Source organism: Photobacterium aphoticum (assembly GCF_001029435.1).
Classification (GTDB): Bacteria; Pseudomonadota; Gammaproteobacteria; order Enterobacterales; family Vibrionaceae; genus Photobacterium; species Photobacterium aphoticum.
Map to the genome: position 1 here is coordinate 1 of NZ_LDOV01000017.1, position 14,368 is coordinate 14,368.

The 14,368-nt window shown below is 48.1% G+C and carries 12 protein-coding genes and 2 tRNA genes; 7 read left to right on the plus strand and 7 right to left on the minus strand.

Features of this window, described 5'->3' with window-relative positions:
* Positions 1 to 147: 147 nt before the first annotated feature.
* From ABT58_RS09105 to uvrY, 5 genes are all read right to left on the minus strand, one after another.
* Positions 148 to 223 (minus strand) — tRNA-Gly (locus ABT58_RS09105).
* Between the two features lie 3 nt (positions 224 to 226).
* Positions 227 to 300, minus strand: a tRNA-Cys gene (locus tag ABT58_RS09110).
* 281 nt (positions 301 to 581) lie between these two features.
* Positions 582 to 1,139 carry a CDP-diacylglycerol--glycerol-3-phosphate 3-phosphatidyltransferase gene (gene pgsA, locus ABT58_RS09115; RefSeq protein ID WP_047874094.1) on the minus strand — a complete coding sequence of 186 codons (558 nt, stop codon included), beginning with the start codon at positions 1,137 to 1,139 and terminating at the stop codon, positions 582 to 584.
* 43 nt (positions 1,140 to 1,182) lie between these two features.
* On the minus strand, positions 1,183 to 3,015 hold the full coding sequence (gene uvrC / locus ABT58_RS09120; protein WP_189595451.1) for an excinuclease ABC subunit UvrC: 1,833 nt from the start codon (positions 3,013 to 3,015) through the stop codon (positions 1,183 to 1,185).
* Positions 3,015 to 3,659: a UvrY/SirA/GacA family response regulator transcription factor gene (gene uvrY, locus ABT58_RS09125; RefSeq protein WP_047874095.1), complete on the minus strand. Its 645-nt coding sequence runs from the start codon at positions 3,657 to 3,659 to the stop codon at positions 3,015 to 3,017. Before uvrY ends, uvrC begins: the two co-directional genes overlap by 1 nt.
* Before the next feature lie 831 nt (positions 3,660 to 4,490).
* On the opposite strand from uvrY, the gene ABT58_RS09130 reads away from it, so the two are divergent.
* The 6 genes from ABT58_RS09130 to ABT58_RS09150 all read left to right on the plus strand — a co-directional run bounded on the left by ABT58_RS09130 (position 4,491) and on the right by ABT58_RS09150 (position 10,762).
* Positions 4,491 to 5,042: an ECF-type riboflavin transporter substrate-binding protein gene (locus ABT58_RS09130; RefSeq protein ID WP_047874096.1), complete on the plus strand. Its 552-nt coding sequence runs from the start codon at positions 4,491 to 4,493 to the stop codon at positions 5,040 to 5,042.
* 3 nt (positions 5,043 to 5,045) lie between these two features.
* Positions 5,046 to 6,740: an ABC transporter ATP-binding protein gene (locus ABT58_RS09135; RefSeq protein WP_047874097.1), complete on the plus strand. Its 1,695-nt coding sequence runs from the start codon at positions 5,046 to 5,048 to the stop codon at positions 6,738 to 6,740.
* The gene (locus ABT58_RS09140) at positions 6,740 to 7,582 is read left to right on the plus strand and encodes an energy-coupling factor transporter transmembrane component T family protein (protein ID WP_047874098.1); all 843 of its coding nucleotides are present in this window, start codon (positions 6,740 to 6,742) and stop codon (positions 7,580 to 7,582) included. The genes ABT58_RS09135 and ABT58_RS09140 overlap by 1 nt, the downstream gene beginning before the upstream one ends.
* Positions 7,583 to 7,863: 281 nt before the next feature.
* Positions 7,864 to 9,135 carry an ABC1 kinase family protein gene (locus ABT58_RS09145; RefSeq protein ID WP_047874245.1) on the plus strand — a complete coding sequence of 424 codons (1,272 nt, stop codon included), beginning with the start codon at positions 7,864 to 7,866 and terminating at the stop codon, positions 9,133 to 9,135.
* 242 nt (positions 9,136 to 9,377) lie between these two features.
* The gene (locus tag ABT58_RS24190) at positions 9,378 to 9,548 is read left to right on the plus strand and encodes a hypothetical protein (RefSeq protein ID WP_169749957.1); all 171 of its coding nucleotides are present in this window, start codon (positions 9,378 to 9,380) and stop codon (positions 9,546 to 9,548) included.
* Between the two features lie 5 nt (positions 9,549 to 9,553).
* Positions 9,554 to 10,762: an MFS transporter gene (locus ABT58_RS09150; protein ID WP_047874099.1), complete on the plus strand. Its 1,209-nt coding sequence runs from the start codon at positions 9,554 to 9,556 to the stop codon at positions 10,760 to 10,762.
* 123 nt (positions 10,763 to 10,885) lie between these two features.
* Here ABT58_RS09150 and ABT58_RS09155 read toward each other — a convergent pair whose 3' ends face one another.
* Together ABT58_RS09155 and htpX are read right to left on the minus strand one after the other, a co-directional pair.
* Entirely contained in the window at positions 10,886 to 12,532 is a 1,647-nt protein-coding gene (locus tag ABT58_RS09155) for a methyl-accepting chemotaxis protein (protein WP_047874100.1), read from the minus strand.
* A 278-nt stretch (positions 12,533 to 12,810) separates the two neighbouring features.
* Positions 12,811 to 13,689 carry a protease HtpX gene (htpX, locus tag ABT58_RS09160; RefSeq protein WP_047874101.1) on the minus strand — a complete coding sequence of 293 codons (879 nt, stop codon included), beginning with the start codon at positions 13,687 to 13,689 and terminating at the stop codon, positions 12,811 to 12,813.
* A 362-nt stretch (positions 13,690 to 14,051) separates the two neighbouring features.
* Between htpX and ABT58_RS24195 the strand changes: the two genes are divergently transcribed.
* Positions 14,052 to 14,207, plus strand: coding sequence for a hypothetical protein (locus tag ABT58_RS24195; RefSeq protein ID WP_047874102.1), 156 nt, complete (start codon positions 14,052 to 14,054; stop codon positions 14,205 to 14,207).
* Positions 14,208 to 14,368: the final 161 nt, after the last annotated feature.

Here is a 14,368-nt window from a genome sequence, read left to right on the forward strand (position 1 = left end):
AATTCGTTGCGGTGCCTGAAAAGGTACACCATTTGATACCGCTTAATTAAGCTATATCTTTAATCTAAATTGGAGCGACGCGACCAGCTTGCCCGAATCTGGGCGAGACACGAGGTTCCTCGTGTTTGGTCACATCATCCGTTAATTTGGAGCGACACACGAGGTTCGAACTCGTGACCTCAACCTTGGCAAGGTTGCGCTCTACCAACTGAGCTAGTGTCGCAAATGGAGGCGCGTCCCGGAGTCGAACCGAGGTCCACGGATTTGCAATCCGCTGCATAGCCACTCTGCCAACGCGCCATTTCCACAACCATCGAGGCGTTCCTCGTTGGTATGGCGGCCATTCTACACCACCCGCAGAGTCTGTCACGCAGAAAATACAGAAAAACGCATCGTTCGATTTAATTTCAACCAATTCATCCATTTCAAGATCAATTGTGAGAGAAATTAGTCAACCAAGCCGTTAAAAAACCACCGTTTTCTTGCTGTTAGCGTTTTTAAGGATGCCCCTAATGTTCACGAGAAATAAAAAAAGCAGCCACTGGCTGCTTTTTATGCGTCTTCGTCGTGTCAAAACAACACTACATATGTTCAGCGTTAAACAAATCGTCTTTGGCTGCACGCAGGTAAATGTACATTGACCAGTAAGTCAGGATCATCGCCACATACAAGGCCGCATAGCCAAGCCACACTAACCACTCATGTGGGTGCCACAGCAGCAGTAACAACGCTAACATCTGCGATGCCGTCTTCACCTTACCGACCCAAGACACAGCAACACTAGAACGCTTACCCAGCTCCGCCATCCATTCACGCAGCGCAGAAATAATAATTTCACGGCCAATCATGGTAATGGCAGGGATCGTGATCCACAGAGAATGGTACTGCTCAACCACTAACACAAGTGCAGTAGCAACCATCACCTTATCCGCCACAGGGTCGATAAAGGCACCAAAACGGGTCGTTTGATTCAATTTACGCGCTAAGTATCCATCAAACCAGTCAGTGACACCGGCAACAAAGAAGATCATTGCGGTCGCAAACGGTGACCACTCGTACGGCAAGTAGAATGCAAGAACAAAAAATGGGATGAGCAATAGCCGTATGAAACTTAAAATATTCGGAATCGTTAAACGCATAAGTACTAATTCTTATTTTGAATTTTTTGTCTGGCCACACTGCTTAATGTTGCAATGCGTCATATATCTTTTCCGCCAATGCCTTGCTGATGCCCGGTACCTTGGCGATTTCTTCTCTGCTGGCTTTCTTCAGTTCCTGTAACCCACCCATGTATTTGAGCAACGCCTGACGACGCTTAGGCCCGATGCCTTCAACGTCTTCTAATGCACTTCGTTTTCTCACCTTCGCACGTTGCGCGCGGTGACCACTGATTGCATGGTTATGGCTTTCATCCCGAATGTGTTGAATAAGATGCAAAGCCGGTGAATCAGACGGCATCGAAAATTCTTCACCCGTGGTCATGATCAAGGTTTCCAGACCCGGTTTACGTGTTGTGCCTTTCGCAACACCAATCAACGTCGACCGTTTCGGCCACTCAGCCATGAGCGGGTTTACTACATCATACGCTCTTGAGAGCTGACCTCTACCCCCATCGATAAAAATAATATCAGGAATCTTATCTGGATCGACCTGTGATCCATACCGACGTGCTAATGCTTGTGCCATCGCGGCATAATCATCGCCTCCGGTAATCCCTGTAATATTGTAACGGCGATATTCCTGCTTCAGTGGTCCGTCCTGATTGAAGACCACACACGATGCCACGGTTTTCTCGCCCATGGTATGACTAATATCAAAACATTCCATACGTTCCAGCGTATTGAGGTTAAGTGCTTCTCTTAACGCCACAAATCGCTGATGAATGGTCATTTTGTGATTCAACTTACTGACCAGCGCGGTGTGTGCATTGGTCTGGGCCAATCGCTGAAACTTCGCTTTATGTCCGCGTGTGCTTACTTTAATGGTGATCTTACGCCCGGCCAATTCAGACAAGGTATGTGCAATCACCTCTTGCTCATCCCCCAATGGCTCACCCAGCAGAATTTCTGACGGGATCACCCGCCCTTCCGCTTGATTCAGATAATACTGACTCACAAAACTCGACAGCACTTCTGTGATATCAGCATCCTGCGGCATACGCGGGAAATAGCTGCGGCTGCCTAAGATTTTACCCTGACGGATAAACAACGCATGAATACACGCCATACCACTGTCATGCGCAATGCCTACCACATCCAAATCGTCGTCACTGTCCTGGCTCACAAACTGCTGCTCCTGCACACGGCGCAACGCTTGAATTTGATCGCGGTACATTGCCGCTTTCTCAAAGGCCAGTTGCTGACTCGCCAGCTCCATTTTCTCCACCAATGCCGTGATCACCTGACGATCTTTGCCTTTTAAAAACAGACGGACAAACTCCACTTGTTCTTGATAGGCTTCATCGCTCACTAACCCTTTCACGCACGGGCCTAAACAGCGACCAATCTGGTACATCAGACACGGGCGACTACGGTTGGCATACACCGAGTCTTCACATTGGCGAATAGGAAAGATTTTTTGTAGCAAGTGTAGAGATTCACGAACCGCACCGCCATCAGGATACGGACCGAAATATTCGCCCTTACGCTTTTTCACACCACGGTGAAGGCTTAAGCGAGGATGCGCGGTGCGACTGAGGAAAATATAAGGATACGATTTGTCGTCCCGGAGCAGGACGTTATATTTAGGCAGGTAAAGCTTTATATAATTGTGCTCAAGAATGAGCGCTTCGGTTTCGGTGTGTGTCACCGTCACGTCGACCTTGGCGATGTTCTTCACCAAGGCACGTGTTTTTTCACCGGCAACGTTTGTACGGAAGTAGCTGGAAAGGCGTTTTTTAAGATCTTTCGCCTTTCCGACATAAATCACCTCGCCAGCCAGATCATACATGCGATATACGCCTGGCTGGTGAGTCACCGTTTTCAGAAAGCTTTTTGCATCAAACAGTTCTGACACTACAACGTCTCTGTGTCTAGCATTCCATGGCGAATAGCAAGGTGGGTCAGTTCCACGTCACCGTTAATGTTCAATTTATTAAACAGACGATAACGGTAGCTGTTTACGGTTTTGGGGCTCAGGCTCAATTGCTCAGAAATGTCCGTTACTTTCTGGCCCTTGGTGATCATCATCATGATCTGCAACTCACGCTCAGAGAGATCTTTAAATGGATTTTCAGAATTTGGCGCAAACTGACTGAGAGCCATCTGCTGCGCGATCTCCGGCGAGATATAGCGTTGCCCACTGTGTACCATACGAATTGCGTTAACCATCTCACTCGGCCCCGCCCCTTTCGTCAGATAGCCAGCCGCACCGGCTTGCATCACTTTCGTCGGGAATGGGTTTTCTGTATGGATGGTTAAAACGATAATTTTAACATCAGGGCTAAAACGCAGAATCTTTCGCGTCGCTTCAAGGCCACCAATACCTGGCATATTCATGTCCATAAGAATGATGTCAGCATGCTCCTGACGACACCATTTTACGGCTTCTTCACCACTGTCGGCTTCCCCTACCACTTTAATACCACGGACATCTTCAAGAAGACGTCGGATCCCTGTGCGAACCAGTTCGTGATCATCTACAAGGAATACATTAATCAAGCTGTATCTCCGATATGATTTGGCTCTGCACCCAGCCGAAATGGCGGGATTGCTACTACTGATACTACCCAATTTTACCTGAAGTTCCTATCTGAACACAGACAGATTCTGTGTCTCAGCGCAAACTTTCGCTGCAACTTAATGCTTGACAAAATCAGGTTTGTTTATATTTTACGCGCTTCAAAATAAAGCGACATCAAAATGCAGTATTTACTAAATATTCAGAAAAATAAAGCCCTGAATTCAACATTTAAAGCCGGCATCAACCACTTCTCTGTAGAAATCAAAAAACACATTTTCTATAAAAAAATCACTACGTTAAAAACATTCCCTTGTGACATACCTTGAATAAGTTGCCTTTATTGGCCAAAAAACCAACAAGTTCAATTTATGAACAATTCATCCCTGACATTCTGTCTATTTAACACTGTATTAACGTCTGTAATATGACAGCAAGCAATCCATACTTGCAGACAAACGCCATTGCATTATGTCTAAGTTTCCATACGTTATCCATCTTCTCTTTTTACGTTTGTGAAGGCAATAAAGCTCACTTGATTGCATATTATTTTGTGATTATAGACCTGATAAAAAAAGAATTGCTCAACTCTTAGACGTCTAGAAGTAAAGGTTTCCTTTCTTTATTCGGTTCATGTATGATTGCGCCCTCTTATGTCTCCCGGCATAACTGCTCTTGCTCAAAACGGATATTTGCAAATGGAGTGACCAAGATAGGTCCACTCAGAGATCGCTATTGATGGCGCACCGCAAAGCAGCACGTGGTGGACACAAAAGAAGCAAATACCCCTAAGAGTATATAAAGGTTATGTCATGAATCTCTCTGCTAAGACAGTTGTGCTTATCGCTATTGGTGCCGCGCTTTATGGCATCGGCGGTCTGCCTATGTTCGGTATTCCTGTCTTTGCAAATACCACTCTCAAACCTGCGATGGCCGTACTGGCTTTGTTTGGCGTGCTATTTGGCCCTCTTGTTGGTTTTCTTGTTGGCTTCATTGGCCACTGGGTCACGGATCTCTTCGCCGGTTGGGGCGTGTGGATCACCTGGGTCATCGGCTCCGGCATTGTTGGCCTGCTGATTGGCCTGTTCCCGAAAATCACCAAGCAACGCATTGAAAAGGGCCTGTTCACGAAATGGGACTTCTTTCTTTTCGTGGTATTAGCCTTCTTGGGTAACGTGATTGGCTACGGCACCTCTGCGTTTTTGGATGCCGTGCTTTACGCCGAACCGTTTACCAAGGTACTGGCACAGCTCACCATTATTGCGGCAGGCAACACCCTGCTGATCGCGATTGTTGGTCACTTTATCCTGACGTCTGTCGCTAAACGCAAACAACAAAGCTACAACCTGAAAGAGGCGTACTAACGCATGTCCATTGAGTTTTCTAATTTCTCGTTCAAATACTGGGCGCTTGAACAACCGACCCTGAAGAACATCAATTTAACGATCGAGAAAGGTGAAAAGGTTGTGATTGTCGGCCCAAGTGGCAGCGGCAAATCCACCCTTGGCCAATGCCTGAACGGCCTGATCCCGTTCGCAGTAAAAGGTGACATTACCGGTTCGCTACATATTGGTGGCCGTGATACCCAACACATGGATCTCCACCAATGCACGAATCTGGTGGGTACGGTGCTGCAAGACACTGACGGCCAGTTCGTTGGCCTGAGCATTGGTGAAGACATCGCCTTTGCACTTGAAAACCAGATGATCGCACCGGGCCCGATGCATCGCGTTGTCGAAGAAACTGCCGCTATGCTGGATCTGGACACCATGTTGCACCTGTCGCCGTTCGATCTGAGTGGCGGCCAGAAACAGCGCGTCTCGCTGGCAGGTGTGATGGTAGATGACGTTGACATCCTGCTATTTGATGAACCACTGGCGAGCCTTGACCCAAAAACCGGCAAGAGCACCATTGAGATCATCGACCGCTTGCACCGTGAAACCGGTAAAACTGTGGTTATTATCGAACACCGTCTGGAAGATGTACTGCACTGTCCGGTTGACCGCATCATCATGATGGAACGCGGTGAGATTGTCGCGAACATGACGCCAGATGCCCTGCTTGCCAGTCCGCTATTGGCTGAACACGGTATTCGTGAGCCGTTATACTTGTCTGCCATGAAAGCAGCAGGCTGCGAGATCACAGAAGCCGACAAGCCAGCCAGTTTGGCCACCATGGATTTGTCACGCTTTGCCCCTGCCCTTATGGATTGGTATCAGCAGCAAAGTGAACAGCCTGAAGCTGCAACGAAAACACCATTACTGGAGCTGAAAAATGTCAGCTATTCCTATGATGATGTCCGCAAAACACTGAGCGATGTCAGCTTCACAGTTCACCAAGGTGAATTTGTGTCTGTGCTGGGTAAAAACGGCTCTGGGAAATCGACCATCACCCGTTTGATCATGGGGGTATTGGAACCGGATGCCGGCTCTATTCACTTTAACGGTGAAGACATTGCGACACGTTCTATTTTTGAACGTAGCCAAGACATCGGTATCGTGCTGCAAAACCCGAATCACATGATTTCACATCATATGATCTTTGATGAAGTCGCATCAGGCCTGCGTAACCGTGGGGTTGCAGAAGAACAAGTCAAAGAAAAAGTGATGGCAACGCTGAAGCTGTGTGGCTTAGGTCGTTATCACCACTGGCCGATTGATGCCCTGAGCTACGGCCAGAAAAAGCGTGTCACGATTGCCAGCATGCTGGTACTTGAACCGAAACTGCTGATTTTGGATGAACCAACAGCAGGTCAGGATCACTACCACTACACCAAGATGATGGACTTCATCCGTGAGATCAACCAGACACTGGGTCTGACGATTTTGATCATCTCGCATGATATGCACTTGGTGCTGGAATACACCGAGCGTGCCGTTGTGATTGCAGACAGCCTGCTACTGGCGGATGAACCGGTAAATCAGGTATTCAGCCAGCCTGCCCTGTTAGAGCAAGCGAACCTGACGGTAACCAGTTTGTACACCTTGGCTGAGCGCCTTGGCATTGAACGTATTGACAACTTTATTCGTTGCTTCATCCAGCATGAGGCAAAAGCACAATAATGAAAACCAATAAAATTAAATTCGGTATTAGCTATGTGAATACCGGCTCACCGCTGCATGCGCTCAACGGTATCACCAAGTTTTTGCTATTTATGGCATGGGTGACCGTGGTGCTGATGACGTTTGATCTGCGTATTATCCTTGTGCTGATCTTGATCGGCTTTGGTCTACTGCGTTTATCGCGTGTCCCGTTTCCTGTCTATAAGACGTTGATGACAGGTACGGTCACTGTCTTGCTCATGAATGCGGTGTTCATGTTTGCCATCGCCCCACAGCAAGGCACTGAATACATGGGTAGCCAAACGGTATTGCTGCCACTGGCTGGCAATTATTCGATCACGACAGAGACCTTGTTTTATCTGCTGACGGTCACACTGAAATATTTCAGTATGTTCCCTATTGCCTTGGTGTTCGTGTTCACGACCCACCCTACCGAGTTTTCAGCCAGCCTGAACCGTTTGGGTGTGCCTTACCGTATTGCTTATGCCGTAAGCCTGACATTGCGTTATCTGCCGGAAGTGACCAAAGATTTCATCAACATCATGCATGCCCAACAAGCACGTGGGGTCGATATTTCTAAAAATGCGCCAGTGTTCACCCGCATTAAGAATGTGGCAAAAATCCTGGGGCCATTGATCTTCTCTAGCTTAGATCGTGCGGATGTGATTTCCAACGCAATGACACTACGCGGTTTCGGTCGTAACAAGCAACGTAGCTGGTACAGCCAAAAACCGCTGACCAAACAAGATATGGCGGTTATCGCGCTATTGTTTGTGGTACTGGCAGCCAGCTTTGCCAATCGCTACCAAGCAGAACAGCTATTCTGGTATCCGTTCAGCTAACACTTGCGAACCCACATCACAAACAGCAAGTCAGGTGCGATTGGTTACACCAGATTTGTTTGACCCATGGCCAGCTTTGCTGGCCATGTTTGTATTTATTCCCCCATCATTAAACTATCCCTTATTGAAGCACGTATCTTGTTACATGCTGATCTAACTGACGGATAATGATGACTTCTATGACCAATAAAAAGCCGACTGTTCCCTCATCACTGTTTGATAATCGCTCCCCAGCCTCTGATCAGGAGTATGCCGCCGTCCCGAAAAGTCGATTATCCCGCATGGGCCGATTGGGCATATTAGCCTCTCGCGTGGCAGGCGGCATGGTGACAGAGGGCGTCAAACAACTCGCACAAGGCAACCGACCCCGCACCAGTGATTTATTGCTGACACCCGCCAATGCCAAGCGCGTGGCAGAGCAGCTGGCACAATTGCGCGGAGCGGCCATGAAAGTAGGGCAACTCATGTCGATGGATGCGGGCGATCTCCTGCCGCCGGAATTGGCTGACTTGCTCGCTCGCTTGCGTGCAGAAGCCAAAGCCATGCCTATCAGTCAGCTTAATCATGTGTTAGAGCAGGAATGGGAACTCGACTGGCAAGATCGCTTTCAGCGTTTCTCCTTCTATCCGATTGCAGCCGCCTCTATTGGTCAGGTGCACAAAGCCACGACACTGGCAGGCGATGAAGTCGCCTTGAAAATCCAGTATCCGGGTATCAAAGAGAGTATAGATAGTGATGTGGACAACGTCGCCACCTTACTAAAAATCTCAGGGTTGATCCCTAAAGACGTGGACTACCAACCTCTGCTGACGGATGCAAAGCAGCAGTTGCATGATGAAGCCGACTACCGACTGGAAGCCTCGCTCCTTCAGCAATACAAAACGTTATTGAGTGATGATCATCGTTATCGCATTCCCGCTGTGTATGATGCTCTCACCACGGAACATATCCTCGCGATGGAATTTGTGGAAGGGGAACCCGTTGAGCACCTGCACACACAACCGCAAGCGGTCCGTAATCATGTCATGGCTCTGGCCTTTGAACTCCTGTTCAAAGAAATGTTCGCATTCCGCTTAGTACAAACCGATCCCAATTTTGCCAACTTCCTTTATGACATCGAGCAGCGCCAATTGGTATTGTTAGATTTCGGTGCGACCCGCCAGTATCCCGAGCACATTGCTACGGGTTATCAAGCCCTGATCAGCCATGCAATGCATGATCACGATACAGGGATGCAAGATGCCCTCAAACAAATCGGGTTCTTCAGCCAGCCCATTACCGCTCGTCAACATCAAGCCGTGGTGGATCTGTGTAAAGAAGCCTGTGAGCCGGTGATTTATGATGGTGTCTTCGATTTTGGCCAAACCGATTTAGCCCGACGGATCCGCGATGCGGGCACAGCACTGAGCACACGGGAAAACTATTGGCACACGCCACCAGCGGATGCCATTTTCTTTCACCGCAAACTTGGCGGGCTCTATCTGCTGGCGGCTCGCCTGAAAGCGCAAGTGAACGTTCGCGCGCTGTTTTTGCCCTACTACCAATCGGTATAAATAAGCTTTTTATAGCTAAAGACAGCAAAATAATCGCCGTATAAGCACTTTTTCTGCCCTGTTTTACTGTGACCAATGAGTGAGATCTTGGTCACATACTTGATTTTTGCCTAACTCCTCAGCAATGTCTGAACAGCCCCTCTACGTATGCATTTTACGCATACCATAGTTGAATTTTGCTCATTTGAGTCATGTAATCGAATCCACTATCATCCGGCCTCTTTTTTCGCATTGAGGTATTCATGTTCTCGCAATCTCTACGTGCGCAGTTGATCCGTATGACGATTTTACTGGCGATCACTTTAGTGGGTGTGCACCACTGTCAGCCTCTTTTGGACGCGCTGGCCGCACATGCGATGAGCGGTGGTTGCCATCAGCAAAATTCAACAAGCCCTAACTATTCAGGACTTTAAACACAATGAGCATTTTTCGTTTTCCACTCCTCGTTTGGATGGGAATTGGGACACTAATCATCAGCCTAGGGATCAGGCAGTCATTTGGTATCTTCATGATGCCTATCTCGACCCACTTTGATACGGGCCGTGAATTTTTTAGCCTTGCGATTGCCCTGCAGAACCTTCTTTTTGGTGTATTCCAACCTTTTGTCGGCATGGCAGCAGACCGCTGGGGCGCACAACGCGTTATTTGGACCGGTGCGCTTGCCTATGCATTAGGCCTGTACCTGACATCGATCGCCCTTGAACCCAACTGGCTATTCCTGACGCTGGGTGGCTTAGTCGGTCTTGGCTTGAGTGCGACCAGCTACGTGATCGTGCTGGGTGCGGTTGCCCGTGTGGTACCTGCTGAGCACACAGCTAAAGCCTTCGGCCTCACCACTGCTGCCGGTTCATTCGGTATGTTTGCCGTGATCCCGGGTGCGCAGTACCTGCTGAGTGATTTCAACTGGCAAACGGCCCTACAAGTGTTTGCGATGCTGTGTGGCCTGATTCTGGCTTTCTCATGCTTCATGAAAACCAAACCGGCAACCACACCGGCCGGACAAGCGCCTGAACAAGAACAAACGCTGCGTGAAGCACTAAGCGAAGCGTTCCATCACCGTGGTTACTGGCTCATCCACTTAGGCTTCTTTGTGTGTGGTTTCCATGTGATGTTCATTGCAACGCACTTGCCAAGCTACCTGGCAGATAAAGGCTTACCGGCGACTGCGGCAGCCATGGCGCTGGCCTACGTAGGTATTTTCAATATCTTCGGCAGTTACTTCTGGGGCGTGATGGGCGATAAGTTCAGCAAACGCTATGTGATGACCGCGTTGTACCTGATGCGTACCGTTGTGATTGCTTGCTTCGTGCTGTTCCCGGTCACCGTTGAAACAGCGGGGATCTTTGGCGGGGCGATCGGTTTCTGCTGGCTGGGTACCGTGCCGTTGACGTCAGGCCTTGTCCGTCAAATCTTCGGTGCGCGTTACATGTCGACGTTGTACGGTTTGGTGTTCTTTACGCACCAAGTCGGTAGCTTCTTAGGCGCATGGTTCGGTGGCCGTATTTACGATTACTATGGCAGTTATGAGCCAATCTGGTGGACAACCGTCGTACTGGCCTTCTTGGCAGCATTGATCCACATTCCTATCGATGACAAACCGATTGTACGTCAACCAGCAACGGCATAATCGCTTCCAAGTTTAACGCCATAAAAAAAACGGGCAGCGCAGGCTGCCCGTTTTGTGTCTTCTGTTTTATATTTCTGCGCTGTCTTTTCAGGCTTATGATTGCTAGCTTCTAAGCGTGAATCATTACACTCTGAACTGTGAAATCAAACCGTCCAGCACTTCACTCTGCTTCGCCAGACTCTGACACGCCGCTTGCGCATGCTGTACGTGAGTCAGGGTTTCGTTACAGCCGGCTACAATGTCGTGAATGTTATGCGTAAGCTCATCCGTCACTGTGGTTTGCTGCTGCGCTGCCGTCGCCACTTGGGTATTCATGTCATTGATCAAAATGATCGACTGGCTCATCGCATCCAACGCGGTATTGGTTTGCTGTGCGCGAGCTACGGTGTGCGTACCTGACTCTGAGTTCTTGCGCATTGCCGCAACAGAGTGATCCACTGTCTCTTGTAGCTTTTCAATCATGGTGTGAATTTCACCGGTACACGATTGTGTCTTGCTCGCCAACGAACGGACTTCATCGGCTACTACCGCAAAACCCCGTCCCTGCTCACCCGCACGTGCCGCTTCAATCGCCGCATTCAGTGCCAGCAAGTTCGTTTGATCGGCAATGCCACGGATCACTTCCAGAATAGAGGCAATGCCGCCTACGTTTTTCTCTAGCTCTTGAATCAAACCGCTGGACTGATCAATCTCATTTGCCAACTGACCAATCGCACTCACTGACTCATCCAATGTCACCTGTACCTGATGAGATTGCGTGCTGATGTCTGTCGTCACATTGGCCGCATCACTTGCATGACCACTTACCGTTTGGCTGGTTGCACTCAATTCCTGCACCGCCGCAGCAACTTGATCGTACTGGCCCTGCTGAACTTGTGATGCGTGCAAAATGCTGTTTGTCAGCGTAGTCAACTGCGTCGCTTCCGTGCGCACTTGATGCGACGTTGCCACTACCTTGCCCAAAGTCGCGTGAATTTTCTCAACAAAGGTATTGAAAGCCACCGCCAATTGGCCGACTTCATCGTCACCCGGTACATGAACACGGGTAGAAAGATCGCCTTCGCCCGCTGAAATTTCTTTCAGTGTCGCTGTCAATTGCTGTAGCGGATTAACCACCAAACGACTCACAACCAAGGTGATCACTGCCGACAAGAGCAACGCAAGCAGTGAACCTACCACCAGCATGGTTTTGGTGCCTTCAACATTATCTTTTACTTTAGCCAATAGCTCCGCACGGTGTGCTTCAATATCTTTACGGATCACTTTGAGCAGCTTACGCATCGACTCAAAATCTTTTTCCGCTAACTGCTCATTTTCACGGTAGAACGTATAGGCGTTAGCCGGATCGGTGATCATGATTTCATAGCGTTTTTGCCAAGTATCAAAATCACGTTCCAACAATTGAATGTTGCGGCGGCTGGCTTCAGGTAAGAAACCGATATCCACCAACTTGTGGACAGAGGAAATACGCGGGGCCGCTTTCGGGGCGTTATCGTAGAAATTAAAGCGGTGTAATTCGATAGAATTCGTTTCATCTGACTGCGTTAAGGCCATACCTAAACCCGCCGCCATTACCTGATACATATCACGGTAGGAATCTTCAAGATTATCCAGTACGGGCTGGACCTGCTCGCGAAGTAACGTATCTGCTTGTTGTTGCTCGTTATAGGATTGGAAAACTTGTGTTATTAACAAGGAAAAGGCAAATGCCACCACTAACACAGGAAAAACCAATTTATACTTAAAACTAATATTATTGAACCAATTCATGACAATCCTTGCTCAAAGACTTTGCGACACCTCAAGCGCGGGTGTCTCACAAAGGAATTTGATTATTTGCTTCTTGTAAATACATCCCTTTATCGGCAATGCACATGCAAAATTGAGCATATTGTTCATGAAAGATTTTTATCGAAATAATAAAAAATATGAAACTTTATATCGAACGATGTATAAAATACAAAAAAAGCCTCTGATTGTGAAGTCAGAGGCTTAGATTTTATAAAATTATTTTTTCTTGCGCTGTCTGTAAGCGCAAATGCATGGAATTACAGGTGTTCACCACGACGTAGCGCATCAATTCGCTTATCCAACGGCGGGTGCGTCATGAACAGCTCAGACAGTGACTTCTTGCCGTTAATACCGAATGCCATCATTGAGCCTTCAAGGTGAGATTCTTGACTCATCTTCAAACGCTCAAGCGCTGCAATCATCTTCTCTTTACCCACCAGGTGCGCAGAGCCTGCGTCCGCTTTAAACTCACGGTGACGGCTATACCACATGGTCAGGATGCTGGCCAAGAAGCCAAACAGCACTTCCATGATGCTAGAGACGATAAAGTAGGTCATGTAGCTACCGCCTTCACCTTCTTCATCACTGTTATTCACACCACTGATCGCCCCTGCCACCAAGCGCGATACAAAAATCACGAAGGTGTTCACGACGCCCTGCATCAGGGTCATGGTCACCATATCACCATTCGAAATGTGGCTCACTTCGTGTGCCAATACGGCCTCGGCTTCATCACGGGTCATGTTCTGTAGCAGACCGGTAGACACCGCAACCAATGAATCATCTCGCTTCGCACCCGTTGCGAAGGCGTTAATGTCAGCCGAGTCATAAACGGCTACCGTCGGCATGCCAATGCCAGCTTGTTGCGCCTGGCGTGATACGGTTTCCATCAACCAGTGTTCTGTCTCGTTACGCGGGTGTTCAATCACCATACCGCCCACTGAACGCAAAGCCATCGACTTTGACATAAACAGTGAAATTAACGAGCCACCAAAACCAAACAGAGCTGCCATCACCAGCAAGCCTGATAGGCTACCCGGTTGCATCCCCGTCACTGCATAAATCACATTCAAGACAACGCTAAACACTAGCATTACCGCTAGGTTGGTTGCCAAAAACAATGCAATACGCTTCATAGTAAACTCTTTCTCCAGAAAATGGCGTTGTTGTTCAAACATAGTATGACAGCACACAACAACCGTGACCGTCCTAGTATTTTCTTTATAGTATGGTCGTAGAATCGAAACACAAGAGAAAGAGATAAATTGTTACGTTTCGTTAGTTTGCCTGCTGCATATGGCACCACATCCTCCCATTCGGCATAAATACCTCTTCCCGTTTACCACAGGTAGAAACGTTCCAGAGATCACACTTATGCTATGCAAACATAGTACATGCTAAAGGTTAGACTTTAGTCTTATTGTCACCAAGGAAGCATTACACTATTGTCATTACCAGTTGATTGAATCGCTGTGCTGTTAATTATCAAGGAGGAATGATGGCTGACCATGAAAACTACCAAGTAGCTATTGATATTTTGCGCTGTCATCTTGGTATGTCTGCCGAAGAGGCCCGTAAGGAACTAGGTCTGGATAACCAAAGCAATGGCCTAACCGATACGCAAGATGCCCTCGTCGGTTTGCTCCAAGACTAGCGTTACCCGCAATACGAGATACATCGAAATCCGGCTTTAGCAGTAAAGCCGGATTTTTTATTGCCAACGAAATGACAACACACCCTATTACCTCCCCCTTTCTCTCCTCTCCCTAGCATATACCCGAACTTTCTCGCCAATATCTCCATTTAAAATGATTT